Raw genomic sequence first — 26,291 nt, 5'->3', positions numbered from 1 at the left:
TCGGTAAAAAGCGGCTGTCTGTCATTTTTACCCCCCACCTGGAGAACCAGGTATGACACTTACGTGCATGCCTAAGATCTTCCTGTAAATATTTCTTTTTTGCACAATGGGCCACCATCCATAGAGGAAAATATACGCCGGCTCCCACATAGCAACCCATCCGGTAATAGTCAGTCCTTCGGAAAGCATGGTCTTTATAAGACCTCCTTCAAAAGTTGATAGAATTCGGATTATGAGCAGGCAGAGAAAGAGAAAAACAACAGCAATTGTCATGTTTCTCCTCCCACGCTGAAGAAGCCGCCTCAATTCTATTTCCGTGAGAAGTTCCCTGTATGAAAAGTGATTCTTGATTGCTTCTTTAAGAGTGCGCCCGGTTTCTCCATCAAATTCAGAAGGAGGAACATATATCACAATTTCAAGAGGCTTTTTTAGAGGGAATTCTCCAACTGTGTTATAGATATATACTTCTGCATTTTCATCAAGCTCTTTTTCGTGAAAAGGGGCAGGATCAAAAGAATTGAAAATCTGCATTATACTGTGCAGCTCAAGCTCGATCAGGAGTTTTCCATCCTGTTCTCTGTAAAGAGCTTCAGTTCCTTTCGGGGAAAAATCTATCCCCCATACCACTTTATATCTACCTTCTACAAAATGTTTTCCTTAAATTATTAATTATTTAATTTTAACAGTTACTAAGTTCCATATAAGGTTTTGCTTTTTTACGCTTTCGACTTCGGGCAATACGCCCGAGCAAAAATTAAGGGTTTTAAAAATGGGAATAGAGGTAAAAAAGCTGGCAATTACATGTGAAAAGAAGGAATTCTTAGTACTGTGCTGAAGCTTGCTTGATTGCTCTGTAGAGCTCTTCGGGTTTTCTGGAACTGATGAGCATTTTTTTGCCGGAAATGAGCTTCAGGATTACAACCAGATTAACTCTTTTAGAAGATTGTGATGCATCAGACTCTTTCCCTGTCAGGGGGTCATAAGCCTTAATTTTACATTCTTCCACTATATAGAAGGGGATCTTTTTAAAAGACGGATTCAGGGGTATTAGACGGATGTATATTCCATCACTTCTGACCTCAGTTATATGTTTTGTACAGTAGAATACAAGAGGGAAAAATAACCCGAAAATAATCCAGAGCACAAATAAGTATATGTCATGAATATTCTGAACCCCGGCAGGTTTTCCAAAGACCAGATGGTGGATCTCTATATACCAGAGCAGGATTGCAGGATAAAGGACAGAAACCAGAAAAATGTTATTGCGCAGATCCTGTACCTCCCGAAAGATTACACGTGTTTCCGGCTGTCCCATAAAAATCCCTTCCTTGAAACGTGCCTTAATTATACATGTTTTAATTAGAAAGTTCGTACTTCACTCAAACACAATCTATAGATTCTATACTGAAATAAGGGCCTTCCTTTGAAAACGTTCCTGACTCTTTCTATAAAAACGGAGTAAATAAACCTTCCGAAAAAAATACAACTTGTATATATCGATTAATTTAAAAATCGGAGACGAATTATATTTGTAAAAAAATATAGAAGAGGGCTATAAGAAGGTTGTAAGGAAGTTTATAAAAATTTACGCGCATACATATAAGGCAAACATAAAATTTACAAAAAGAAAGCATTCATTCGAAATAAATATTTTTCTGAAAAAGTAAGAAAAGATGGCTTTTAATAGCCTAATCTCTCCATTTCTTTAAGAATTACTGCACTGAAATCCGTGAAATGCTGGATTCCACCAGTCCAAGTAGCAAGCATCATGGCGTCAGTAATCTCCATTTTTGTGGCTCCGAATTTATGAAGCCTCTCCAGGATTTTGGCTGCACTTTGTATGTTGTTGCTGGAGCAGGCGACAGCAAAGACGATGAGATGCTTCTGTTTTATAGAAAGCCCGCCTTCCCTTTCCTCCCAGACAGCTTTATACAAGCCTGCAATCCCTTCGGCAAAATCTTCGTTTATCTGTCCTGCATACGCGATAGACCTGGGCAAAAAGCCCTTTAATTCCTTGATTTCGTTAGCAGCTTTCTCCATAATTATCATATGTTATAAGATAGGATCGGATATAATTGTATCTTATTAGAAAAATTGCAGGACAGGAGAAAAATAGAAACGGAAAAAACAAATTTTTATCTACATGAATCTTTTTGTGAGGCATGTATGGGAATTAATTGCAAAAAGTTTTAATTGCAGAAAATTTTAGAAGCCCAGCACTTCAACAGCCATGTCGGAATTGATTATATAATCAAAGTTAATTACCTCGTCCCATTTCTGCTGCATGAACATGGACTGGAAGCAGACTCCGATAATTTTCCTTTTTTCCGAGCCTTCGAGGATTTTTGTAGCGACATCCTTTGCTTTTTCAGGGTTTATCCCGGTTTTTGGCATAGCAAGCCCGCCCAGCAGGACAACAACATCAGCGTGTGCGTCTGTAAGTTCTCCAAGCTGCATGCCCTCATAAGTCATGTAAACAGACCTGGCTTTCTCAAAGTCCAGACTGGAAACGAAAGCGAGCTTTTGGTCTCGGACTACAAAACCGAGAAGTTCCGCAAAAGGAGTACAGAATCCTGGAGTTCCTACAAAAGTGATCTTTTCCGCTCCTTTGACAAGGCTCCTGAAATTGTTCAGTATGCCTCCTACTCCCTGTGAGGTGTTTATTATTGGCACGAAAATTTCCCCTAATCTTTCAGTAAAATCCTGCTTTTTGAGCAGTCTCTTCGTAGCATTATATTTCTACAGTAGGATAGGAAATACTCGCTTAAATAAGTACTGGTAACAGCATTTATCAAGAAAGATCCGAGAAAACAAAAGAAGTTTAGGTAAAAATTAGATAGAAAATAAAAAGGGCATTTGCCCTTTAAACTTGCCTGATTCCAAAGGATTGGAGCAGGATTTCAGGATAGAGTCCGCCGCTGGAAATGGTTTTTGTGCTCTTAAGATCGTTTACGGTAAGCCTTGCAGGAGCGAACATGCCTGCGTCGACCTTGAAGAAGTCAAAGTTTGCTGCCTTGAAGGTCTGGTAGAAGGGCTTTCCGAAGTCGCCGGAGGTTTTGGAAGGCACATCCTTTACAAATTCCTCAAGTTCGGCCAGTTCCCCCTCAAAACGTACTGTATAGTTAGTTTCACCGCAGTAGATCACACAGTCATTGGTCGAACCCATGCACTGAACATCATTTCCGACAACAGGAGCAATAGGGGCAACACCATATCCGCTTTTAATGCAGTTGATATCAAAACCGATAGAGTCAAACTTATGGATTCCGGTTTCTACGACACGGGCCGAGATCTGGACAGAACCTGCAATAGAGGCAGTCGGAGCAACAGCAATCACCACGTTTTCAGGGTCTACGCTGCAGTGTTTTGCAATATATTCCACAACTTTCTCATCAGGTAGCTTGTCGGACTCCAGGACCAGGACTGCGGCTTCAAAGTCATCCTCATATCCGATTATCTCATAAAGTTCTTTGGGTTTTAAGCCAAGTGCACGTGCAGGGCCCGACCCCATTCCAAAGTAGTTACCGACAGAGATTTTCCAGCCTGCGTATTGAGACGCCATACAGGCAATTACAGGATTGTCAGTTGCTACCTGGATGGCGGGCCATTTGAGGCCTTTCAGGTCAACGGTGGTATACCTGAGATCTGCAAGGTCAGCCAGGCAGAGCCTTGCCAGGTACATCCCGGCTTCATAACCACCCTCGGCTTTAACTCCGCAGTCAATAACCGTAGCCCCGTTTTCGAGCTTGATGACTTCGGTTTTCAGGTCTTCGCTCCAGTCGAGCATCTCTTCGATAACATATGATCCCATTTCGTTGACGCTTATCAAAGTATCACCTTTACGGACTCTGGGATAAACAGAAAGAATATTCTCGTTCATTCAGGAAATCAATCTTATAGCTTGTCCTTTATTATGCGGGAAGGCTGTTTATCGGCCAGAGAATTGCTTATAATGAATAATTCTTAATCAAGAATATTTATAAATCAGAGGACCGGCTATTAATCAGCGGCAGTTTACCCGGACGAAGGTTTGGCCAGCTGTCCTGGGTTAACGAATAAGGTTATTTATCCGATAAAAAGATGTCCAGCCTATCGAGGTTATTACCGGAATTAGATATAGTGATTCTTTTCTGTAATTTGTTATTCGTATAGAAAGAATCCAATATATAGCTACTGTTATATTATTTTAATGACATTGTGAAAATCTGATCATTTATTTAAATTATACTAAGAAAATTCGGTCATTTTTCCTTACTTCGCCGTCAACAGCAAGGCCGACTTTGTCTCCTTTTTCAGCCCCTGCAAGAGCTTCGCCTTTTTTCTTCAGGGAGCTGACCCACTGCCTCAGATAAGTGGTATTTCCTTCAATTACGATCTCGTCTCCGACTAAAATCCCTCCTTCGAGAAGCCTAACTGCTGCAGCCTGCTGTTTTGGATAATAATTTTCAATAACCCCCACAGCCCTGCGCTTCTTTTCCGAGGCATTCATATCTTTTTCAGGAGAAAAACCATCAAGACCCGGGGGGCCAAAATAAAAGCCTGTCGAAAAGCCCCTGTTATAGACAGAAGCAAGTTCGCATCTCCAGGCTTCTGCTTTTTCAAGAGTATTGTTCCCATTTCTACAGGCATCAATTGCCTCCCTGTAGCAGCGGGAAACAACTTCAAGATAACCGGGATCTCGAAGCCTTCCTTCCACTTTAAAGGCACTTATACCGGCTTCAAGAAGTTCGGGAATATGCCCTATCATACAGAGGTCTTTTGCACTGAGAAGGTACTTCCCAAGGCTTTCTGCAACAAGTCCGTTTTCTCCATGAAGCTCCCATTTCCACCTGCAGGGTTGAGTACACTCCCCGCAATTTCCGGATTTTCCGAGAGCGTAAGCCGACAGATGGCATCTGCCTGAAACTGCCATGCACATTGCGCCGTGCACGAAAGTCTCGATTTCTACTTCAGTTTGCTGGCCGATTTTTCGTATCTCTTCAAGGGAAAGTTCTCTCGAAAGCACAATACGCTCTGCTCCGAGAGTTCTGTAAAAATTTACAGTTTCGTGATTTGTAACGTTTGCCTGTGTGGAGATATGGATTCGAAGCCCGGCTTTCCGCGCCTTTAGGATCACAGCAGGATCCCAGGCAATAATTGCGTCTACTCCTGCTTTTGAAGCTGCAGTTACTACATCCGATACTTCTCCGAGCTTGTCCTCATTTACTGTCGAGTTTACAGCCAGATAAGCCCTGAGACCTCTAAATTTCACCTCATGAACAAACTCGTCAAGGGATTCCAGAGTAATTTCTTTCGCTTTTGCCCTCAGACTGAGCCTGTCGGTTGAAAAATAGACAGCGTCCGCATAGCTGGAGCAGGCCTCAAGCCCTGCAAGGTTCCTTATACCAAGAATGAGTTCAGGTTTCGAATTTTTATGCATGAAAACAGAAAATATCATACCTTTCATTTAATTATATCTTCTCGTTTTCGCATAGTACGATAAATAATAAAATATGTAAACTTTTGATACTCCGTCAGAATACATAAGGGTTGACGGAGACTTTATATAAATGAAGAGCATTTTCCAAAATGGGGATTAAGGTGAATTCAAAGAAATTGTTTTTGTGAATAGGCAAAGACATGAATAAGCTACTATTATCAAAAAAGCTACTGTTATCAAAATATAAGACGGGGGGATAAAGTGGAACACGAACTCGAAGAAGTTGAGAGGGATTACATAGAATTCAGAAAAGAAATGGGAGAAGAATGAACTGTAAAAAAGAAGGTGGAAAGCGGCATAATTAAGATAGGAATTTTATTTCAGTCGAATACCCCGCAGCTTGCTGCGGGGATGGAAATTTCCCCGAGAACCGTTAGTTAAATAACTATTTTATATTTTTAGCTACCTTTGTATTCTAAATGGAACTACGGCATGCAAACCACTGTGTATATAATCCTCATTTGACAGAAGCATAACTTTTTTAATGTATAAACGGGCTTCATGCTTCAGTTTTCTTCATACAATTTAAATTTATATCGTGTGTTTATTGATTTTTGACATTTATTATTTTATAAAACTGTAATGAGTCGATGCAGCGTGTTTTTTGTATGAATATACTGTTTTAATTAGCATAATCTGTCAAAGTGGGGTATAAAATAAAGTATCACATGGTTTTTTGTATGAAATACCGTAAAAACTTTCTTTTAGATGCAGAAATAGTCAGCTTTTTGAAAACCATATGCTTAGAAATTGGTGAAAGGTACTGGCTCCTCTATAAGATACTTTTTATATATTTTTATAAAAACATTTTAATTTATTCTGAATTGTTTAAACTTTCACGAAATCTCCACATTCCAAAGATCAGTACCTCAATAATTTTCATATTTCCTATAAACGACGCCTTTTGATACCTTTATATGCGGTAAAAACGCCTTCATATTTCCCTGCCGATAACATTCCTAAAAATAAAACACTTTCTATTTATTCTTTCCTTTCATCCCCGAATTCTATCTTCCTAAGAGCCTTATTAAAGAAAATTAGCACATAAACATTAAGGTGTCTAGACACAAAAAAGCAATTAAAAAGAACATACGAAAAAATTAAGTTTTCATGTACTATGTGTATAATTCTGTTCTTCAACATGGAGTTTGCTACACAATAACTTCTTGATATTTGTGATTTTACAGAACTTTCGATACACTTTCATAATTTATCCTTCTTTCCAGTGGGGTTATTTCTGAATGAGCCAGACTGAAAATCTTACGGGAGCACGCTAAATCCTGCGTGTTCCTCTTCGACTTCTTTTTCATAAATAGATAAAAGAAGTAACTTTTTTAAAGACGAAATATATAACAGGCATACATAAGCCGTTTTTAAGCAAACAAACTTATTTCAGGTAAAAAAATGGGAAGCCAGAAAATAATCAATGACCTTCGGCAGATAGAAGAAATCCTCTCAAAAGCGAAATTTCTTCACCTTGCCTTTTCAGACGAAGACATTCCCTATATTGTCCCGATGGCCTTCGGCTATAAAAGAAACGCTATCTACCTCCATAGCTCCCAGAAAGGCAAGAAAATCAACATTTTTAAAACGAATCCCAGAGTCTGTTTCGAAGCCGACGTAGAAACTGAAGTAATGACTGCCGACGAGCCCTGCAAATACAATGTCCGCTACAGGAGCGTTATTGGATACGGGCAGGCAAAGTTTCTGGAAGATTACAATGAAAAAGTTGAGGGGCTTGCCGTCCTGTCCGAGCATTACGGAAAGGAAGGACCTTTTGAGTTTGAAGAATGGAAAGTAAACAGGCTATGCGTGATTAAAATTGAAATTGAGAGTGTGACAGGAAAGCAGCACGGGTTTTAAATATTTAATGAATCGTCTCTTCCTCAATCTGTTCCGCCCAAATCTTTCTTATTTGCGGGAAAGGATCTTTCAAACACGCTTCTTTCCAATCCATAACAATTGGGGGAATTGCCTTAACTTCAATTTTGAATTTTTGAAAAATCCAAAATGATAATTCTGCAGACAATTTCCTATATGTTGGTAACTCATCAATTAAAAATAAAGAATATTTTGTTTTGTATAAGTCTTTTTTGTCAGGCAGTTCAGTTTCCTTAATAAGATATTGTAAAGCAATTATTAAAGATTCAGTTTGTTTTTCAGTAAACAAATCAGGGAGTCTCCTTACAATACTAGAAACACATTCAATAACCGATTCAAGTCCAGGTTGCCGTCTTGCAACAGTTCGGTTAATTAATTCATCCAATAAATCATTCGGAGGAGATCGTATTTTTCCCATATTTCCTAAGATAATCCAGTTGAATAAACCAAAAATAATTTCATGGATTTCTTCTTCTTTTGCTGAATTAAGACCAAATCTAATTTTTTGCAAAACTTCATCATAATTTTCAGGTTCAATAAATAAAGTCATAGGTAGAGCACGTAATACACAGATGTCAAATTTTTCCATGTCGGATAGCAAGTTTTTGACACGATCTTTTACATCTCCAGAAACTGGTCCTAATCTTGGAAGTATAACTTGCGAGATCAACTGGACCAAGTATCCAAACTGTTTCCTCATTAAATTGGGTAGAATAATAGAAATTGAATGTGTATTTTCATGTAGTTCATATTTTTCTTCATTCCACCATGATATTGCTGTATCTAATAGGTGTATCATTTCTTCAGTTGTCCAATCCTCAAGTTTTTTATTTTCCTCCTCATACCACGGGAATTGAGATTTAGTTCCACGAAGCCATTCTTTAATATATTTCACCAATTCTGTATGGGAATCCATACTGAATGTTTTTGCCGTTTGAGATCTCAGTACGACCCGTGGAAAATCTTTTGAAATAAGGTATTTATGGAAGTTTTCCTTTGCAATTCCTTCTCTTATTTCTGGAAGAAGAAGATATGATGAATCAGATAATTGAGTTTCACCTGGAATACCTTTTCTTGGATCTACTCTTCCCCAAAGAGCATCTCCCAACAACTTAGATTCTGTACCATTTAATCCATTAATTTCATGGAGCTTTGCTAATCTTAGTACTGCTCTATTTCTTGATTCTGGGGTTCCATTCTCGACAATACTGATTAAATTACTAATAGGTTTACTCCAAAGAGATCTATCAAAACTAGACTTCAAGCCAGCATTCTCACTCCATTTAACATAAGTAAATGGCTCAGGCCAATGTTCTTGATTTTCACATTCAAATCCACTTTCTGTTGGGATTGGTAAAGAGAGAAGATCTGGCATTTTTTCGATTATTTTGTATTGAGGCATGCTGCGAAGAAGCATTTCAAAAATATTTGTTATGCAATCATGTAAGAAATCGTGATTACGAAAGATTTGCGTATTATATATATCAACTGATAAACTAAATAATTGATCCAACTGGTCAGTGGATAAGCAAATACAAAGGCGCGACAACATCCCTGAAGCAAGTTCAATTTGAGTTACTGAGTAACTGTTTCCGTGACACTCAATGGGATTTAATTCTAAATATTTTACAGCCTGCTTTAAAGAGTTGGTGAATAACTTATATAAAAGATCCACTTCTTCAGGAGTAAGAAGAGCTACTTGAATTTGATTAAACTGTTTTTTTATACCTTCGTCTCTTCCGGTTCTTACCATAAAACTCAAAGCCCAAAGAGGGGCATATGGTGAAATCAAAATTGAGGACTTATCCACCGAATTAGGATACATAGCAATAGAGCCACATCTAACAGGCAAACCTACCTCTTCAAACATCCTAAGAAATGAGAATGCAGGAAGGATAGTAAAAGTCCATTGGCTTGAACTTGTATTTTCTTTTTCAAACAGTGGCAATCGAATTTGTCCTACATTTAAAATTAACGATTCTATTTGAGAATTGGGATTGCACCTATAAGTCTCCAATTTATCCCATCTGTCTCTATACTCCCCTACAAAATCTTCTATATCACTACTATTCTCTTTTATATACTTCAGGAGAAACATTATCAAACCTTCTTGAGATAGTGTTAAACAATCTATCTCATAAGGCTGAATTTGAAGACGGACTTTTTGAAGAGCTCTTTCTGCTATTTTTTCGGCCTCATCTAAGTTTCCAAGTTCAGCAAGTATTGATGCTCGTTTAGTTTCCCAAGAAGGCAAGTCATCTATTTGGGGCCAACTTTCAAGGCATTTTCTTACTTCTTCTTGGTTTGATTTAAATAAGAAGAATAAGCATTTTTCATAAAACAATCTTGCTTTCCAATCTTTCTGTATACTTAGTAAACATTCCAAACGATTAATCCATAGCAAGAAACATTCTTCATTATGATTCTCTCTAGCTTCTCTAACAAGAGCAAAGGCTAGTTCTACCCAACTTACTCTAATTCGCTCCCAATCGAGGCTTTTGTATTCTATTTGATCTGCTTTTATTGAAGCATTTGGGATCTCCATGTAAGAAGGAAAAGGATTGAATTTTTCAACTGTCTGACTGATTATTTCAGTCCAGTTACTAAAAAGCGGCGTTAAGGTTATTTCTAACCTCCAATTCAGCTCATACAATAAGAAAAACTTTTCTAGGTCTGGGAGCGTCTCGATAGAATTAAAAACAGTGTCAATCCAATACTTTGTGTAGTTCCAAATTATATCTCTGTTCTTTTTTGGGGCAATAACCCAACCAGGATACTCTTTTCGTTCCCCGCTCCATATTTTACATATTTCTTTAAGGTCGTATGCCTTAAAATTCTGATCGAAAGGGTGACAATGACCTCTTGACTTTTTAGGCCATTTTAATGGATTAGGAGGTTTACCATTCTGTAACTCTTTTAAAAACCAGTTTATTGCTTCTTTGTAACGAATATTTTCTGGAACATCAGATTTTGGGAACTTTTGAGACAAATCTATAGGAACTACCCCTCTATTTTCAAGCAATTTCCTTTTCGAAGGTGATAGTTCTAGCAAACCGCAAAGATAAATAGGAGGCTTTGATTCACCTAAATTATCACGAACCCAGCCGGACCAAGACAAGAAATTGGGATCGTCTCCAGAAAAACCAAGTAAGCAAAAAGCATTTTCCATCATTGATTGCTGCACCATGTTTACAAAAGGTGCAAATTTTTTAGGATAGGTACGAAAATCTTCTTCCGTAATAATATATGGGCGATGGGACGGAAAACTTCCATGAAGTTTCACTATTCGTGGCTTCATTTTACCTGGCATGTCATGAAGGGTTTCAACAAGATCATACTTTCTTTCATAAATAGAGACTCTAGTTCTCTCAAGCAGCGTGTCGTAATTAGTAGTAAAAACGTCCGACCAAGGGAGAGAAAGTAAAAGCTTATGTAATTCTCCTGGATGATAATTGCCATCATCGATGGACTTTAACAAATAGTTATCGAGAGCAGATCTCCCGAACATTGTTTCATATTCTAAAGCTAATTTTGAAGCCCCTTCTCCTGAAGTAGCTCTTAATCTATCATCAGTGGAATCAGAACTTGATGGGTATAAGGCACCATACATACCATCTGCAAGCTCCTTCCATAGAGGAAAAGAGGGAGCATTATAAGATGCTGTATCTGCATTTTTGCTGAAGCCTGCGCCAATCATTACTGCAGCTTGACCAAATTCACGGCCACACCAAAGGCGTTTCTTTATTTGTTCTATATGAATTTGATCAGGGAAAATTACAGAATCCATTATGAAAAGATCTCCACTAATTTTATACAAGTAGCATAATTAATAGCCATGTATGCATGTGAAAAGGAAAAAGATGGTACTTGAAAACTAAATACTACTTCAAGATATTAACATATTTCTTTTGTGTAACGCGCTCAAACCACAAAAACTGCGTTCAAGTAAATTACCGCATACTGCAAATCAGGAATATCTATTACCCAGATAATATGCAAAAGCGCTTAAAACCAGCCTGATTGAAGAAAAAACAATCGAAATCATTGAAAACGCCAGCAAATAGACATTGAGAGCCAGGATTCCCGTGAAAAATTCGGAAAAATCGGCATTGAGGATCAGGGCAACCACATTTACCAGTAAAAGAAAAAAGAATATTGTGACCAGACCTCTTCCTGCTCCTTTAAGATCCTCCCTGCTCAGGGCTATATGGGAGGAAATACCGATTGCCAGGGCAAAATAGATCCAGAAATTAACTGAAGTTATGTTTTCTGCTGAAAAAATACTTTCAAAGAGATCGGCTGTGAGTGCGAAGATTTCTGTCAACATATACCGGTCCGGCTGGGCGGGTTCAAGGGTCAAATAGTTTGCAAAGGTGTCAAACGAACCCGGCAGGAAAAGGTACATCCCAATGACAAGAGCCGCTGTCCCGCTAAATATGGGGCCCATGCCTATGAAAAAATTCCCTATGTTCTGGTAGAGGCTTTTTTGGTTCCAGCCGTGATTAACGTATCCAAGGATTCCGTCCTTGGCTTTGTGGTCAAAAAGCTTGAATTTACTTATTCTGTGCCTGAATACGTAGCACATCAGCAGGTGACCGAGTTCGTGGATCGGAGTGCCTATCCACGCTGTAAACATAATTCCTTTCCATCCGAAGACCCTCTGGACATAAAAGTCGGCTCTGCTCTCAATAATGCCGAGTATCACGCCAATAAGGATCAAAGAGCCTGTGACACAGAAAGTTTCGAAAAGGCTTAATCGGAAAACAGTGAGAAGTGCATTTTCCATTTTTAACTCCTTTTATTTACGGCTTCAGGAGAAACTTCAGCTCCTAACAGATCCGGAATTTAATTTTACAGGAGCCAATTTTTTACTATAATGTGATTAAAGAAATATAACCTTCTTTCGTTCCCGAGGAATTTAAAAAGGTGTAAGAAGGAATTTTTTCATTTCAAAAACAGTCGATAAGTATACATATTCCAACAAAATCCGGATTATTTCTGGCTTGCGAGATCAAACCAGACAGGGCTTTTATCCTCAGGATCGCAGTTATAACTTATTGTGATTTCTTCGTCTTTCTGGATATCTGTGATACAAACGTATTTTATAAGGCTGTTATCGAGATCTTTGTAGTACCTTGCGTTAGGGGTATAAGAATGGTTATAAAGAGACCCATAACCCAGTGCGATAGCTGCGTCTTTTGAGTCCGGACCCCAGGCGAAGTAATAATTATAGAGCTGGGTAAGTTCAAGCGCATCTATTTCTTCAGCAAGTAAGACTATCACAGGACAGGTTTCTATTACCTCACCTTTTTTAAGATTTTTTTGTGCAAATACACCTCTACCTTTTCCGGGTGCATCTTTAACAGTTACAAACGACATACGATCAGACCCCTGCGAAATACTGAAAATTAATAATTGTAGAATATTGAGAATTAACTGTAGAATATTAAAATTTCCTGTAGACTGTGCAGGAACTATTTTACTATTTTGAGAAGGCAACTAACTTATAAGTTTCCCTTCAAAAATTTCTCCAAAAGCTCCGCAGGAGATTTTACAAATATTACAGATCCGGCGGAATTTAAAGGTCCGAGTAAGCCGTATTCAAGAGGTTCAAGCTTTTTTTCGTCATACCTGCAAGCAGCCTTGAAATCAGGATGCATCTTTAAAGGCATTAAAACTCATAAAAAATCAAACCGATTTTATTAAGGTTGACGTAAAAAGAAGAGAATAAGCAATCAAGAATTTACATTTCAACCTTAAAAAGACTCGTTAAAAACATATTAAGCCCGTATTTAAGTGGCAAGTATCTGCAATATAAAGCTGAAAGGGCACGTTTTTCATATTTTTCTATTACATTTTAAGGAAAAGCCGGTCGTGCGGGCACGACCAGTGAGAACCTGGGCTCTGAGATCGATTTGTTGCAGGGGTTACTGAAAAAATACTTTCGGTTTTACTCCTTCTTCTCCACGCAGATGAGCTCTTCTGCGTAAGGCAGAGTTTCTTTCATCCACGTGCAGAAATCCCTCCATTCATCGAGCTTGTGGGAACGCCGCTGGAAGTAAATATTCCTGAGTTCGGCATAGTTGGTTATGACTGTCCGTTTTTGAAGGTAAGCACTAGGAAGGTCCTGGATAAGTTCCCTAAAGATCGCTTTCCGATATGCATGGTCTTCTTCGCCCTCTCCTTCACGGGATTTGTATGCTTTGACAAGATCATTAAGATGCCGGATCTGGTCATTCCTGTAAGCTGTCAGCGTATCAAAAGAAAAGTCATGAGGGGCGAGCTCCTTGCTGGTCAGCTTATGCATTGTGGAACATGAGTTTTTTTCTGCGAACTTGTAAGTGTCAAATTCCTTCCACCAGTAAAGAGGAGCTGTAAGATCAAAACAGACCGTAATAAACCTTAAAAACTTGCCATGCTCATTCCCCGCAAGAGTTAGGCGCTGGGCCAGATTCAGGTCCTTTTCTCCAAGTTTGCAGTTCCCTGCCTGGTCAGGCTCGCTGCTGTCCATAAGGTGCCAGGAATTCAGAGGATTCCGCATGCCAAGGATAGCATAATAGATGTTGTATGTACCGTGTAACTTCATTTTAATCATAAAAGCACCTCTTAAACCCATTACGATAAGCAGATTATAAATCTGTTTGTGGCAAACAAGTTGTAAACCTATCTATGGTAGATAACTTAACTCATTTTAAATATTTGTTGCGCAGGATATTTACTTTTTAATTTGTACATTTACTCGATTTATCTAGATCTCCAGCATGAAAGTCCGGAAACTCAGTTTAAGTTAAGGAGATAAGCACTATTTTCTAAGGGGTAATTATTTATGAAAAATAGTCCCCCTCTTAATCCATGATTTATCCTTTCAAGTACAACCTTCCTGCAAGTTCCGGATATTTCTATTTGACTGTCAGTGACAGCACTGCATATTTTCATTACGATACTGTTAACTTGAGTGAACTCACAATTCCGTGTAGAAAATAGCCCGAATCCTGTCTTTAAATTTGGCTGTCCTTAAAACAGAAACAAAATAAAGGACATTAAACTGAGATGACTCCTACAGAACCTCTTTATTTCGCAATTCTCATTCTCACAGGCGCTTTTACTGGCGTAATCTCGGGCCTGTTGGGTGTGGGAGGAGGCTTCGTTATGTCTCCTGTCCAGTACTGGCTTTTGCAGGAAACGGGGATGCAGCCTGACCTGGCTATACGGGTGGCGCTCGGAACAAGCCTCTTCGTGGTTCTGTTAAACTCCATAAGTGTCACTTTAAAGTATCAGCAAAAACAGGCAGTTATCTGGAAACAGGCAACAATTATGGGAGTCTCAGGATCGATTTTCAGTTTTTGGGGGTCGACTGTAGCTTCTTATTTATCGGCTTCTACACTGAGCACAATTTTTGGGATTGTGATGATAATCGGAGCGCTCAGGACCTATATGACGCCTTCTGTAAGAGAAGAGGACGAAATCAACTCGAATCCGATACTTTATATTTTTGCTGGCATTTCTATAGGCTTTTTTTCTGGGCTTCTCGGAATAGGGGGAGGAGTAATTGGGATTCCAATTATGCTTATCTTTCTACATTTTGACATGCGGAAAGCTATCGGAACCTCGGCTGCTGTAATAATTTTTACTTCTTTTGGGGGATCAATAGGATACATGATCAATGGGTGGGGACAACCAGGTCTCCCTCCTTATTCTCTTGGGTATGTCAGTCTCATTGACTGGATTTTGCTTGCAGCTCCGGGATTTCTTGCGGCAAGAAAAGGAGCTGAAATTGCCCATTTTGTAAACTCTGAACACCTGAAACGTCTCTTTGTGCTCTTGATGATTTTCGTAGGGCTGGAAATGATCGGAACTATTTGAAAACAGAACTGCTGAGAGGAAGTTTTGAAACTGTCTAAAATCAATATTCAGTCCTGTTGAGTCCTCTTCAGGCGCTTTCAATAGCTTTTACAGGGTCAAGCTTAGCAGCTTTCCTTGCAGGGTAGATGCCTGAGATTATGTTTATTATGAAAGCAAAGAAAGCAGCATACACAAAATTAAGAGGCTCAATCTCAAGAGGCAGGGTCTGAAGTCCGAAATACATCTCTTGGGGAACCTCGATTTTATAGCTCTGGAGTGCAACAGTTGCGATATAGCCCAGTACTATGCCGAGTATCAGGCCTATTGCTCCAAGGATGACAGACTGGAAAAGGAAGACAGCCATTATGCTTTTTTGGGAGGCTCCCATGGCTTTCAGGATGCCGATTTCTCTGGTTCTCTGGGCAACAATGGTGATCAGGGTATTTGCGATCCCGAAACCTGCAATTCCGTAGATCAGGATATAGAATATATTTACAAGGATTTTTTGGGTCTCCAGGAGATTAAGGATTTCTGCATTTTCCTCGATCCAGCTTACTGCATCAAGCCCGTTTTCTCTCTCAATTGAACTTGCAATCAAATCTGCCTGATACGGGTCTGCAACCCTCACTCCTATTGTGCTCACGACCCCTGGTTCATTGAAAAATTCCTGCACTGAATCAAGTCTTGCATAGGCTGTGATCTCATCTGCTGCAGTTCCTGTATGGATCAGACCTATAACCTTAAAGGACGTCGTTTGTGAACCAGGAAAGACCACATCTACCCTGTCTCCAAGTTGAACCTCAAGATTTTCCGCAAGCTTATCTCCTAGCAAAATTCCGTGTTTTGTATGAACAAGAGATATAATGTCTCCTTCTACCACGTCCTCGCTTATTCTCATGACTGTATCTTCAGCCAGAGGTTCAATACCCTGGAGGGAAACTCCTTCAGCGTTATCGCGATACTCAAGTGCTGCCTGACCCAGATATTTGGGAGATACAGCCATAACTCCGTCTTTTTCTACAATCTGGGCCGAGTTATACCTGTAAAGGTGAATGAACTCTTCGTTCTCATCTTGCGGATTGACAATAATATGAGGATTGTTTTCAATACTTGATTTTATAAACTCCCCCTGAACACCCGAAAGCATGGCCATCATTACCGTAATCACAGCTACAGCCAGGGCAACTGCAAGGATAGCAAAAAAGGTTTGCTTACTTCTGGAAAAAACCTGCTTCAAAGCGATTTTCAGTTCGTACACCTGGACAAACTCCTGTATCTGGATATGTATAATGGTCTTTCAGCCAGTTTCAGTCAGCGGTGGTTTCATAATTTCTAGAAGGTTAAACCCGTTAAAATTTCAAAATATCAGTAGATCTATGTTAAAACTTCATCGGGCTCTTACTTGAGGTTTATCGGACCTGTTAAATGCTTGAAATTTATTCTTATATTTATTCTTGTGAAGCTGATTATAAATCAGTTTCCAATACTCTCAGGAAACAAATTCAAAAAGCAAATATAAATAATTTATAGCGGCGAAAAAAAATGGAAAAAATTTAAATGAGAATCAAAACCAATTCAAAATACAGGTGCTCGTGGTCAGGATAAATTGAATATAATAATATCAATAAACTCCCATCAGGTGGCTAAAATTTAAGAGAGAAGGAAAAATAAAGAAAAAAAGGGAAGTTAAAAAATAAAGTTAAAAAAGATTAGAGCTGCACATAATGTGCAACCTCACCCAGGTCTTCCTCGATTCTGAGGAGCTGGTTATATTTTGCAGTCCTTTCTCCACGGGCCGGGGCTCCGGTTTTGATCATTTCTGCCCCGAGGGCAACTGAGAGATCCGAGATAGTGGTGTCTTCTGTTTCTGCAGAACGGTGGCTTACAATTACTGTATAGCCGTTTCTGGAGGCCATAGTTGCAGCGTCAAAAGCTTCAGAAAGTGTTCCGATCTGGTTAATCTTCAAAAGGAGTGCGTTTGCAGCCCCCATGTCCACGCCTCTGGAGAGCCTCTCGATGTTAGTGACAAACAGATCGTCTCCTACAATGATCGTATCCCAGAGCTCATTGGTCAGGGCTTCAAAGTCCTCAAACGCTTCCTCATAAAAGGGGTCTTCGATGGAAAGAATGGGATAAGAGTTCACAAGTTCGACGTAGTAGTCCATCAGTTCCGGAGCAGCAAGTTTCTTTCCGTCGATTGTGTAGAATTCGCCTTCATAAAACTCGGATGCTGCAGCATCAAGCCCGATTGTGACTTCGGATTCGGTGTAGCCTGCTTCCTCAATAGCCTGGACAAGGGCGTCAAGGGCTTCTGTTGACTCGCTCATCTTGGGAGCGTATCCTCCTTCATAGCCGACGTTCGTAGAAGACTTGCCGTATTTTGTTTCCAGCAACTTTCCAAGAACATGGTAGATATCTGTCCCGATCTGGAGAGCTTCGTAAAAGGTTTCCGCACCTTTGGGCTGAATCATGAATTCCTGGATTGCAAGCTCGTTGCCTGCGTGCTTGCCTCCGTTGAGGACATTCATTGTGGGTACTGGCAGCGTAAAAGCATTTGAGCCTCCAAAATAGCGATAAAGAGGAATATTGAGGGAATCGGCAGCTGCTTTTGCAACAGCCATGGATACACCAAGAATCGCATTTGCTCCCAGATTTGATTTGTTATTGGTCTCGTCGAGCTCGATCATAAGCTCATCGATTTCCCGCTGATTTCGCACATCGAGCCCCAGCAATTCCTTCTGGATGATCGTATTCACATTTTTGACTGCAGTTAGAACTCCTTTTCCCCCATACCTGTTAGGGTCTGCATCCCGCAGTTCAAGGGCCTCATTCGTACCCGTAGAAGCCCCTGAAGGGACACTGGCTCTGCCAAATCCCTTTGGTGTAAACACATCAACTTCAATAGTGGGATTTCCCCTTGAATCCAGGATCTCCCGAGCATGTATCTTTTGGATTTTATATTCTCCAGAATCCTGCTGTAGACCGATATACGACATCATTTCACCCTTTTAAATCTCTGATCTATCTATACATATATTCTGTTATTTGAAGCTTAACCTTGACTTAACCGTTACATGTCCGAATTGTATTTAATTCTTTATTTGGTTATCACGAATAATTTTAATTAAGTCTTACGCTAGTTTCTTATAAAAAATTCTGTTTAATATTTAAAGATTATATGTTGAATTCCTGAATCCAGAAATACCTTTGCTTCAGGTATCCAATATCCGTAACCATGTAAATTTGGAGTATCTGTATAAATTTAGAGTATTACCTTTACAGTGTTTGCAGATATTTCCTTATTTATAACCCTTAACTAAGGCTTGTAAGCATTTGATTAACTTCCATTTCCTGTAAACACTGGCTTTAAAGGTTTTGGTCAAGGTTGCAAAACCGATTCTTTCCGAAGATTTATTAATATGAGCTTTTATATCCAAACTTCCAAAAAAAGGTTTTAGTAGGGTTAGATGGCTTTTTTACTCCTTAACAATACCCAATTTATTTCAAAAAACAATTTTATCTACATAAAATATATAAACATGAAAGTATTATTCACATTCGATGACCGACGATTCTCCAGTTAATTTAACCGAAAAAGAGTATTCAATTATTGACATGCTCCAGAGCCTGGGACTCCCGAGGACGGAGGCCACTGCAATCGTGTGTCTGAAAGACTGCAGGGAACTCAGGTCCCTTCATATTGAACTTGTTTCAGGGCTCAGACAGCCGGAAGTGAGTGTAGCTATGCGTCCTCTGAGGGATAGAGGTTGGGTGGACGAAAGGTCCGAAAAAAAGAATAAAGGAAAAGGCAGACCTGTAAAGTATTATCAGTTAACAGTGCCCTTCCCACAAATTGTACAGGTTCTTGAGGATGAATTTTTAAAAGGCAACACTGAAAAAATTATCGCGCTCAGAAGGCTTCGGGAGCTGGAGATAGTATTTCAAAACTGAGCTTGAGGAAAAACGCCAGACCTGTTTTACCGAACTGTATTCTTAACTCTCTTTATTATTTTCCAAACTTTCGAGCACCGACTGTATGCTTGTTTTACCCAATCATTCAAGATCCGGAACCTGCTCGAAACCCACAGGAGCAAAGCCGTGTTCTCTATCTGCAGTTCTTCTGGCAGAAATACCTTCCAGCTCAAAGATGAAAGCTTCAACTACCATAAAAACTTCGCTTTCGCCCCTCAAACATCCCAGTTTAACATTCTCTCCCCTGCCTGCCCCTGCATGCAGGTGAATCTCCGGCTTTCCGTCCTTCAGGAAAATATCTCCTATCCCCAGAATCTCATGGACATCATCAAAGCCGGACCATACAAGTTCCGGGGGCGTTACACTTTCTTTCGGGCCTGTAACAAGCTTCGCTTCTTTTAATGCCCCGATCAATGTAAAAACAGCAGACTCGATTCGTTCTAGTTCAGCAAGTTTGATCAGTTCCAGAATCAGGTCATCTCCATGGTCGATTCTGACAGTAAAGACCCTTCCTATTCTTCCTTTTGCATACTCCATCTTTTATCCTCACTGATCTGTAATTTTCCCGTCCACAAGCCTGATAATCCGGTCAGCTTTTGCGGCCAGGTCTTCGTTATGAGTAACCACGATAAACGTCTGATTGTACTCCCTGTTCAGCCGCCTGAGCAACTCATAGATCAGGTCACCCGTTTTTGTATCAAGGTTGCCTGTAGGCTCGTCCCCGAGCACGATTGCAGGAGAGCAGCTAAGTGCTCTTGCTACTGCAACCCTCTGATTTTGTCCTCCTGAAAGTTCCCCAGGTCGGTGATTCATCCGTTTTTCAAGCCCTACTTCTTTCAGAAGTTTTTCGGCAACTTCCTTTGCTTCTTTCCTGCTTTTTCCTGCAATCAAAAGTGGCATTATTACATTTTCCAGGGCTGTGAAATCCGGGAGCAGATGATGGTACTGGAAGACAAAGCCTAACATCCTATTCCGCATTTCTGAACGTTCCTTATCCGACATTTTCGTTACATCGTTGCTGTCTATCAGGAGGGTTCCCGAACTTGGGGTATCCAGCAAGCCTATCAGGTGCATAAGAGTGCTTTTGCCTGAACCTGATGGTCCTACAATTGCCACGAACTCCCCTTTTTTAATTTTCAGATTTGCGTTGTCGAGCGCTCGAAATTCCATTCCGTTTTTATATATTTTTGTCAGGTTTTTAAGCTCGATAATTGGGCTTTCTTCTGTCATGCTTTTCCTGCGTTTTCAAAACCATTATATTAAAAGTAGAGGGGTTCTTAGTAAATAGCTTTTGGGCAGAAGACACGATACCCTGCAGAAACCTTTGTTTTCGGGGCGAAATCTCCTTTTTTCCTGATAGAGTGCATGTAGCGCCTTTACTTCAATTCCCCTTTGCTTACAATATAAGCCGCTGTGAGAATGAAACTGCAACCCAGAAGGGTAGACATATAGAGCGGATTTTTAAGAACAAGGATATCAAAGAAAATTCCGGAAACAGGCTCGACAAGAGCAAGGATGCTTCCTGTCTGCGCCCGGATTCCTGAAATTCCTCTGAGATAGATAACGGCAGCGAATGTAACGGTGAAACCGAAGAGAATCAAAGTGTTGAGGTCTCCAAGGAAAACATGAAGCGGAGTGGAAAGTGCAGAAGGCAGCATAAAAAGAAGGCTTATTCCAGTTAACCAGAAAGTCTGAGCTATTCCTGTGTAATCATGCCTGAGATAACGAATCATTATTATAGTCATACCGAACGACAGCCCTGAAAGCAGGCCGAAAATGAGGCCTTTTTGGAAATAGGGGTCTGTATCTACACTTATCAGAACTTCTCCGGGACGTGCGATCAGTAAAACCCCTGCAACTGCAAGCAAGAGTGGAAGAAGGGTTTTACTGTTGCTGCGTTCTCCCAGGATCGGAGGGGCAAGCAGATTAACATACACCGGGGCAGTATAAAGCAAAAGGACGGCAACGGAAATACCACTATATCTGATAGATGAAAAATAGCACATGCCTGTAATCGCATTCAAAAGGCCAAGGAGCAGAAGATATTTTCTCTTTTTTCCTGGCTTCAGTTGTCCAAGCCCTCGACTGAACAACAGGTAAATAAAAATCATGCAGACGCCAAAAAAGAGCCTGGAGAAAAGAACAGATCCAACTGACATATCCTGGACCCTATCCAGAAAAACACCTATAGTGCCGTAGATTATACTGCCAGTTACAACTTCTGAATACGGCTTTATAGAGCTTTCCTGTACAGACATGGCCGAGAATTGAGGGACTGCAGATATATAATTTTTGGACGCGGGAAGGAATGTAGAGTAAAAACATTCTTATTGAAAAATAAAAATAGAATATAGAATTTATTTATTCTGTATTCTTAAAATTTGTTTTTTCTGACAAAAATATTTTTGCCAAAAGCTATTTTGTCCCTGAAAATCAGTTTTTTCAGGGAAAAGGAATCATTCAGGCTTATGACAATTGCAGCAGCCAGGATGAAAACACAGCCAATAAGCATTCCGCTGTGAATCGGGTTTCCGAGTACCGTATAATCAAAAAAGATACAGGAAACCGGCTCAAGCAAAGTAAGTATGCTGCCCGTAATAGCGCTTACGCCTGTTACACCTCTTATATAAAACACTGCTCCAATACCGGTAATCAGAACCCCGAAGAGCATTAGGACTGGAAGATTTGCAGCAAGCACATTCCCTGGAACGGAAACTGCAAACGGTGAAAGGAAAAACAGGCTTATTGCACTCTGCCAGAAGAGCTGAGTAAGGCCATTATATTCGTTTCTGAGATAACGGACCGAGATTATAACGCCACTACTGAAAAGGCCTCCTATAAGCCCGAAAAGCACTCCTTTAAGGTAACTGCTGCCAAATTCAAGCTGTTCGAAGCCTCCTTCCGGTCTTGTTACATAGAAGACGCCTATCAGGCCAAGGAAAAGGGCAAAGATAGTTTTTTCCGTATTCTTTTCTCCCAAAAGGAGAGGTGCAAGGAAGGTCAGATAAATGGGGTCCGTATAGAGTAGCAGGACTGCTGAAGAGGCCCCTAAATAACGAATTGCAGAATAATAGGAAAACATTTGCAAAACATACAGGATTCCCAGGAGAATCAGGTAATTTTTCTTTCTTTTTAGAGCGAGCTGGCCTAAATTCCCGGTAATGGTAAGATAACATAAAATGGCTGAAAGTCCAAAGAACACTCTGTAAAAAATAATTGAACCTACTGACATGTCCTGTAAGTATGCCATGTAGATCCCGACAGTGCCATAAATTATGCAAGCGGTTAGTAGTTCAAAGTGGTGCTTAAGGGGAGCAGTCATAGATAATTTAGAGGGAAGGAATGTATATATATTTTTAGTAAGATAACACTGTGTAATAATCGTTTTAATGTTTGGTTTTTCTGAGTTTTCTCCTATATAAGTTCAGCTTTCAGGCTTCTTCAGGCTGAGAACTACATGTTGCCTGCTTCCGGTCCTGTAAATGGTAAGCCCTTTGAGCCCCTGTCTCCAGGCATAAATCAAAGCCTGTTTAATATCTTCTTTCCCTGCATAATCAGGCATATTTATTGTTTTCGAAATTCCGGCGTGGCAGTGCCTTTGGAAAGCTGCCTGTACATTGATATGAGCCTTCCAGTCAATATCAAGCGCTGACCTGAAGATCCGTTTTTCTTCTTCACTTACAAGTTTCGGGTTTTCCACATTCTGCAGGGTACCGTGCTTATAGACATGCTCGAGAAGCCAATTGTAGTCAACTTCCGGTAGCTTTGACATGAAATGCGCCTCGAAAAGCGGATGAACAAGCATAAATTCCTTTCCTACTGTCCGGGTCCTCCTGTATACCCAGCTGAAAACAGGCTCAATTCCTGCAGAACAACCGGCAAGAATACTGATTGTGCCTGTCGGAGCGACTGCAGTTAATGCAGCATTTCTCATAGGAAGTTCCCAGGTGGAATTTTCATGTTCAGGAAAAGGCTCTTTTTCTGCAGCAAGCTTTCTTGACTCTCGGACTGCAGCCCAGCTAATCTGTTCCATAATCTTTTCCGCAAGCTTGAGAGTCTCTGAAGAGTCATACGGTAGCCCAAGCTTCAAAAGCATATCATGAAAGCCCATAACTCCAAGCCCTACTTTCCTTGTCCTTTTTGTCGCAGCCTCAATTTCCGGAGCAGGGTATGTATTCTTATCAATCTCATTATCCAGGAAACGGACAGCTTTTCCAGTGACTTCCCTGAGCAGGTCCCAGTTAACTTTTCCGTCTGTAACGAAAAAAGAGACGTTTATGCTGCCCAGGTTGCACGATTCAAAAGGCAGAAGAGGCTCTTCTCCACATGGGTTCGTGGCAGAGATATCGCCAAGTGCAGGTGTGAAGTTATCCCGGTTTATGCGGTCATAAAAAAGGATACCTGGTTCGCCGTTTCTCCATATCCCCTCGACAATCTCGGAAAATATGCAACCTACAGTCATGCCTGTTTGCTTGTTCCACACCTCACCGACCCTATCTGCTTCGACAAGCTCCATGAAAGTATCAGGAACCAGAACCGAGAGATTAAAGTTGCTCAATTCTCCTTCTACATGCTTTGCCCTGATGAAATAAACGATATCATTATGGGAAACATTGAGGATGCCCATATTAGCCCCTCTGCGCCTTCCGAACTGTTTTACAATCTCAGTTGCCTCATTAAAAAGTTTCATGACGGCTACAGGACCGCTGGCAGCTCCGTCTGCGCAAAGGCTGGGAGAATCGTCCGGGCGTATCTGTGAAAAATCAAACCCTGTGCCTCCTCCGGTTTTCTGGATCAGCGCTGTTGTTTTGATGGCATCAAAAATCTCCTCGATGCCATCCTCCACAGGAATTACAAAACAGGCTGCAAACTGCCCGAACTCGGTACCCGCGTTCATGAGCGTGGGCGAACTCGGGAGAAAAATCTTTCTGATCATCAGATCCTTAAATCCCAGATGTTCTTCTTCAGTTATTGCAATTGCCTTTGCCACCCTCTCGCAAATATCCTCCCAATCTCTTTCCCCTTTGCGCAGATATCTGGCTTTAAGGGTTTCACTGACCAGAAAATCCAATCCTTCTTTTGTTCCCCACACAAAAATCTTTTCTCCTGTGAATATTCAGCAGGCTTCAGTCTCCGCTAAAAGAAGTTATATTCCATATTAATTTACGGCAAAGTGTAATATAATAACGTGCATATCAATATATGTTAGAAGGATTTACGATATGAAAATACGTAGACTGTTAAAATATTCTACTATATTCGAGTGGCTCGACACAATAAACCCTACTGAAAATAATATCAGTACCCATTTAAACGTGATGCAAGCCTATACGGATTACATATAAAACTCCAAATGAGTTGATTGGTGAAGCAGAGCAGGAGATTAATGATGATGTTCTACCAAGGAAATTCGCACTCTTGCTCTCGTTATATCACGTAATTTTCCTACGGTTCTAAGGAAGTATGGATTGGACGGGAACCCAGCATATCTATTTTTGACACGTCTATCCCTTGACTTCTACATTGTATACCAATACCCCCCTTTCCAGGAGCTTTTGTAACCCTCGTATAGACCCTTCTAAGGATTTATGCCTGGAAGCTCTTTTGAAACCTGTAATTAAGGGAATTTGATCGGGAATTGAAAAGAGAAGATAGATTATCTTTCAGAAGGGTATGATATAATTGGTATAAAGGAATTTAAAGAGGAACCTCTTCCAAGAATGCCCTTTATGGTTACTCTCAGAAAAAGTTAAAAATGAATTAAGAAGGAACTGAGTCCAACATTTGATTAAAAAAGACAGGGTGAGAATAAAACCTGTTTTTGATTTTCTCTTATTGTTGGTATTTATTCTCTTATTCTCTTATTCTCTTGATTCGATCTTAACAGGATGTTCAGCAATTATAACTAGCGGCTCGACGATTCCCATGATACTGACCACGCCAAAGATAAGTCCCAGCGCAATTCCGGCAATTCCCAGGAATGCGTAGGCATCGTAGAGTGTACCTGTTTTGAGTATGGGCTGAATAATTATGGGACTAACCAGTTCTCCGAGGAAGAGTATGGTTGTGAATCCGGAAAATATCTTGCCACGTGAGTGTTCCGGAGCGATCCTGCCCAGCCAGCTCATGTTGGTGGCGTTTATTAATCCAAATGCAATACCGATCATTATCAATCCAATGATCAGCGTGGAAATATCCGGGGCGATTGAAAGGATAAAGATGCCTCCTCCAAGCATGATAAAGGAGATGCAATTTGTCTGTATCTCGGACAGGTATCTTGATACTAGAATGTTCCCCAGTCCACCGACTGTGCCGAACAGTCCCGGAATTGAAATAAGGGCTCCAATCATTAGTGTTGATGAGATGCCCTTTTCGTTCAGAACGAACGGAAGCTTTGTGGGTATGGAGAGGAACAGCACCAGGAGTGTAAATGTGGCTATGTAGATGAGAGTTATACTCCTGAGGGGTATCTTTTTCTTTGACATGACAGTTCCGACCTTTCCGTGGCTATGATTGCTGCTGCTTTTTGATTCACTTATTGAGAGCATGACTCCCGGAATTATCAGCAGTGCGATGAGGTAGATGTAATAAGGGACATGCCAGCTTATTCCTGCAAGGGCGCCGCCTGCTAGTTGAAGTACCGCGGCTCCAAGACCCATACATGCCGCCTGAAGTCCGATCTTTTTCTTCAGGTCGGCGCCGGTATAGTTATCGGCAAGGAGTGCCGAGGTGCAGATTGTCATTCCTGCGATACCTACTCCAAGTAATATCCTGAAGGCAAGTATGATGTAGAGTGTATTGAGGAATGCGCCGGTGACACCCACAAGAAGCGTGTTCAGGCTGCTTCCGTTGTTTACATTGGTAAGGAGACTAACAATATTGATGACCAGCCCCTGATATATAGCAAGCTCAGGTTTTTGTCAATAAGCTGGATATCATGAATAAAATACTGCAATTAACTCTTGAGATAGGCAGGTGGGTACGAGGCTGCTCTTCTATATTTGCTAAAAAACTTAATCAGTAAAATATAAATAATATGTAGACCAGTCTTTATAATCACTAGAAAATAATTCGGTTATGTCCGTGAGTTACTGATCAATTCCAAAAAAGAGTACAT

At 40.4% G+C, this 26,291-nt stretch carries 21 protein-coding genes and 1 pseudogene; 4 read left to right on the top strand and 18 right to left on the bottom strand.

Annotated elements, in window-relative coordinates; all coding sequences use genetic code 11:
* Positions 1-27: 27 nt before the first annotated feature.
* From RG963_RS12065 to RG963_RS12040, 6 genes are all read right to left on the bottom strand, one after another.
* Positions 28-627, bottom strand: a complete 600-nt coding sequence (locus RG963_RS12065) for a hypothetical protein (protein ID WP_310576528.1) — start codon at positions 625-627, stop codon at positions 28-30.
* Between the two features lie 193 nt (positions 628-820).
* Positions 821-1,315: a DUF6141 family protein gene (locus RG963_RS12060; RefSeq protein WP_310576527.1), complete on the bottom strand. Its 495-nt coding sequence runs from the start codon at positions 1,313-1,315 to the stop codon at positions 821-823.
* A 365-nt stretch (positions 1,316-1,680) separates the two neighbouring features.
* Positions 1,681-2,040: a carboxymuconolactone decarboxylase family protein gene (locus RG963_RS12055; protein WP_396654726.1), complete on the bottom strand. Its 360-nt coding sequence runs from the start codon at positions 2,038-2,040 to the stop codon at positions 1,681-1,683.
* Positions 2,041-2,205: 165 nt separating this feature from the next.
* Positions 2,206-2,673 carry a DUF2124 family protein gene (locus RG963_RS12050; protein ID WP_310576525.1) on the bottom strand — a complete coding sequence of 156 codons (468 nt, stop codon included), beginning with the start codon at positions 2,671-2,673 and terminating at the stop codon, positions 2,206-2,208.
* A 190-nt stretch (positions 2,674-2,863) separates the two neighbouring features.
* Complete coding sequence (mch, locus tag RG963_RS12045) at positions 2,864-3,829, bottom strand: methenyltetrahydromethanopterin cyclohydrolase (RefSeq protein WP_310576530.1); 966 nt, start codon at positions 3,827-3,829, stop codon at positions 2,864-2,866.
* A gap of 393 nt (positions 3,830-4,222) precedes the next feature.
* The gene (locus RG963_RS12040; RefSeq protein ID WP_310576524.1) at positions 4,223-5,419 is read right to left on the bottom strand and encodes a peptidase U32 family protein; all 1,197 of its coding nucleotides are present in this window, start codon (positions 5,417-5,419) and stop codon (positions 4,223-4,225) included.
* A 728-nt stretch (positions 5,420-6,147) separates the two neighbouring features.
* Here RG963_RS12040 and RG963_RS12035 point away from each other — a divergent pair.
* A pseudogene (locus RG963_RS12035) lies at positions 6,148-6,243 on the top strand (IS200/IS605 family transposase); the annotation flags it as partial.
* A gap of 640 nt (positions 6,244-6,883) precedes the next feature.
* Positions 6,884-7,342, top strand: coding sequence for a pyridoxamine 5'-phosphate oxidase family protein (locus tag RG963_RS12030; protein ID WP_310576523.1), 459 nt, complete (start codon positions 6,884-6,886; stop codon positions 7,340-7,342).
* Positions 7,343-7,346: 4 nt separating this feature from the next.
* Here the strand turns inward: RG963_RS12030 and RG963_RS12025 are convergent, their stop codons facing one another.
* From RG963_RS12025 to RG963_RS12010, 4 genes are all read right to left on the bottom strand, one after another.
* Complete coding sequence (locus RG963_RS12025) at positions 7,347-11,147, bottom strand: SIR2 family NAD-dependent protein deacylase (protein WP_310576522.1); 3,801 nt, start codon at positions 11,145-11,147, stop codon at positions 7,347-7,349.
* 180 nt (positions 11,148-11,327) lie between these two features.
* Positions 11,328-12,146: a hypothetical protein gene (locus RG963_RS12020; protein ID WP_310576521.1), complete on the bottom strand. Its 819-nt coding sequence runs from the start codon at positions 12,144-12,146 to the stop codon at positions 11,328-11,330.
* 206 nt (positions 12,147-12,352) lie between these two features.
* Positions 12,353-12,739, bottom strand: a complete 387-nt coding sequence (locus RG963_RS12015) for an SET domain-containing protein (protein WP_310576520.1) — start codon at positions 12,737-12,739, stop codon at positions 12,353-12,355.
* 571 nt (positions 12,740-13,310) lie between these two features.
* Positions 13,311-13,955: a hypothetical protein gene (locus RG963_RS12010; protein WP_310576519.1), complete on the bottom strand. Its 645-nt coding sequence runs from the start codon at positions 13,953-13,955 to the stop codon at positions 13,311-13,313.
* A 455-nt stretch (positions 13,956-14,410) separates the two neighbouring features.
* On the opposite strand from RG963_RS12010, the gene RG963_RS12005 reads away from it, so the two are divergent.
* Positions 14,411-15,223 (top strand): sulfite exporter TauE/SafE family protein, encoded by an 813-nt coding sequence (locus RG963_RS12005; RefSeq protein ID WP_310576518.1) that lies wholly within the window; start codon positions 14,411-14,413, stop codon positions 15,221-15,223.
* Between the two features lie 67 nt (positions 15,224-15,290).
* Here RG963_RS12005 and RG963_RS12000 read toward each other — a convergent pair whose 3' ends face one another.
* Positions 15,291-16,460: an ABC transporter permease gene (locus tag RG963_RS12000; protein ID WP_310576517.1), complete on the bottom strand. Its 1,170-nt coding sequence runs from the start codon at positions 16,458-16,460 to the stop codon at positions 15,291-15,293.
* Between the two features lie 451 nt (positions 16,461-16,911).
* Entirely contained in the window at positions 16,912-18,198 is a 1,287-nt protein-coding gene (eno, locus tag RG963_RS11995; protein WP_310576529.1) for a phosphopyruvate hydratase, read from the bottom strand.
* 565 nt (positions 18,199-18,763) lie between these two features.
* Here eno and RG963_RS11990 point away from each other — a divergent pair.
* Positions 18,764-19,153: a transcriptional regulator gene (locus RG963_RS11990; RefSeq protein WP_310576516.1), complete on the top strand. Its 390-nt coding sequence runs from the start codon at positions 18,764-18,766 to the stop codon at positions 19,151-19,153.
* A gap of 102 nt (positions 19,154-19,255) precedes the next feature.
* Here RG963_RS11990 and RG963_RS11985 read toward each other — a convergent pair whose 3' ends face one another.
* The 6 genes from RG963_RS11985 to RG963_RS11960 all read right to left on the bottom strand — a co-directional run bounded on the left by RG963_RS11985 (position 19,256) and on the right by RG963_RS11960 (position 25,998).
* The gene (locus tag RG963_RS11985) at positions 19,256-19,711 is read right to left on the bottom strand and encodes a PPC domain-containing DNA-binding protein (RefSeq protein WP_310576515.1); all 456 of its coding nucleotides are present in this window, start codon (positions 19,709-19,711) and stop codon (positions 19,256-19,258) included.
* A 9-nt stretch (positions 19,712-19,720) separates the two neighbouring features.
* Positions 19,721-20,404, bottom strand: coding sequence for an ABC transporter ATP-binding protein (locus RG963_RS11980; RefSeq protein WP_310576514.1), 684 nt, complete (start codon positions 20,402-20,404; stop codon positions 19,721-19,723).
* Positions 20,405-20,550: 146 nt separating this feature from the next.
* Positions 20,551-21,432 carry a DMT family transporter gene (locus RG963_RS11975; RefSeq protein WP_310576513.1) on the bottom strand — a complete coding sequence of 294 codons (882 nt, stop codon included), beginning with the start codon at positions 21,430-21,432 and terminating at the stop codon, positions 20,551-20,553.
* A gap of 116 nt (positions 21,433-21,548) precedes the next feature.
* A complete protein-coding gene (locus tag RG963_RS11970) occupies positions 21,549-22,496 on the bottom strand; it encodes a DMT family transporter (RefSeq protein WP_310576512.1) in 948 nt (315 codons plus the stop codon).
* 102 nt (positions 22,497-22,598) lie between these two features.
* The gene (locus RG963_RS11965) at positions 22,599-24,266 is read right to left on the bottom strand and encodes an adenosylcobalamin-dependent ribonucleoside-diphosphate reductase (RefSeq protein WP_310576511.1); all 1,668 of its coding nucleotides are present in this window, start codon (positions 24,264-24,266) and stop codon (positions 22,599-22,601) included.
* Positions 24,267-25,035: 769 nt separating this feature from the next.
* Positions 25,036-25,998, bottom strand: coding sequence for an MFS transporter (locus tag RG963_RS11960; protein ID WP_310576510.1), 963 nt, complete (start codon positions 25,996-25,998; stop codon positions 25,036-25,038).
* Positions 25,999-26,291 lie beyond the last annotated feature (293 nt).

Source organism: Methanosarcina baikalica (assembly GCF_031461075.1).
Taxonomy (GTDB): domain Archaea; phylum Halobacteriota; class Methanosarcinia; order Methanosarcinales; family Methanosarcinaceae; genus Methanosarcina; species Methanosarcina baikalica.
Note: the sequence above shows the minus strand (reverse complement) of the source record. Positions and strands in the feature narration are given on the sequence as shown.

What these genes read in the sequence shown, in the direction of transcription:
- RG963_RS12060 (WP_310576527.1), bottom strand. Translation starts at nt 1,315, where the DNA reads ATGGGACAGCCGGAAACACGTGTAATCTTTCGGGAGGTACAGGATCTG.
- RG963_RS12055 (WP_396654726.1), bottom strand. Translation starts at nt 2,040, where the DNA reads ATGGAGAAAGCTGCTAACGAAATCAAGGAATTAAAGGGCTTTTTGCCC.
- RG963_RS12040 (WP_310576524.1), bottom strand. Translation starts at nt 5,419, where the DNA reads ATGCATAAAAATTCGAAACCTGAACTCATTCTTGGTATAAGGAACCTT.
- RG963_RS12030 (WP_310576523.1), top strand. Translation starts at nt 6,884, where the DNA reads ATGGGAAGCCAGAAAATAATCAATGACCTTCGGCAGATAGAAGAAATC.
- RG963_RS12025 (WP_310576522.1), bottom strand. Translation starts at nt 11,147, where the DNA reads ATGGATTCTGTAATTTTCCCTGATCAAATTCATATAGAACAAATAAAG.
- RG963_RS12020 (WP_310576521.1), bottom strand. Translation starts at nt 12,146, where the DNA reads ATGGAAAATGCACTTCTCACTGTTTTCCGATTAAGCCTTTTCGAAACT.
- RG963_RS12015 (WP_310576520.1), bottom strand. Translation starts at nt 12,739, where the DNA reads ATGTCGTTTGTAACTGTTAAAGATGCACCCGGAAAAGGTAGAGGTGTA.
- RG963_RS12010 (WP_310576519.1), bottom strand. Translation starts at nt 13,955, where the DNA reads ATGATTAAAATGAAGTTACACGGTACATACAACATCTATTATGCTATC.
- RG963_RS12005 (WP_310576518.1), top strand. Translation starts at nt 14,411, where the DNA reads ATGACTCCTACAGAACCTCTTTATTTCGCAATTCTCATTCTCACAGGC.
- eno (WP_310576529.1), bottom strand. Translation starts at nt 18,198, where the DNA reads ATGTCGTATATCGGTCTACAGCAGGATTCTGGAGAATATAAAATCCAA.
- RG963_RS11990 (WP_310576516.1), top strand. Translation starts at nt 18,764, where the DNA reads ATGACCGACGATTCTCCAGTTAATTTAACCGAAAAAGAGTATTCAATT.
- RG963_RS11985 (WP_310576515.1), bottom strand. Translation starts at nt 19,711, where the DNA reads ATGGAGTATGCAAAAGGAAGAATAGGAAGGGTCTTTACTGTCAGAATC.
- RG963_RS11980 (WP_310576514.1), bottom strand. Translation starts at nt 20,404, where the DNA reads ATGACAGAAGAAAGCCCAATTATCGAGCTTAAAAACCTGACAAAAATA.
- RG963_RS11975 (WP_310576513.1), bottom strand. Translation starts at nt 21,432, where the DNA reads ATGTCTGTACAGGAAAGCTCTATAAAGCCGTATTCAGAAGTTGTAACT.
- RG963_RS11970 (WP_310576512.1), bottom strand. Translation starts at nt 22,496, where the DNA reads ATGACTGCTCCCCTTAAGCACCACTTTGAACTACTAACCGCTTGCATA.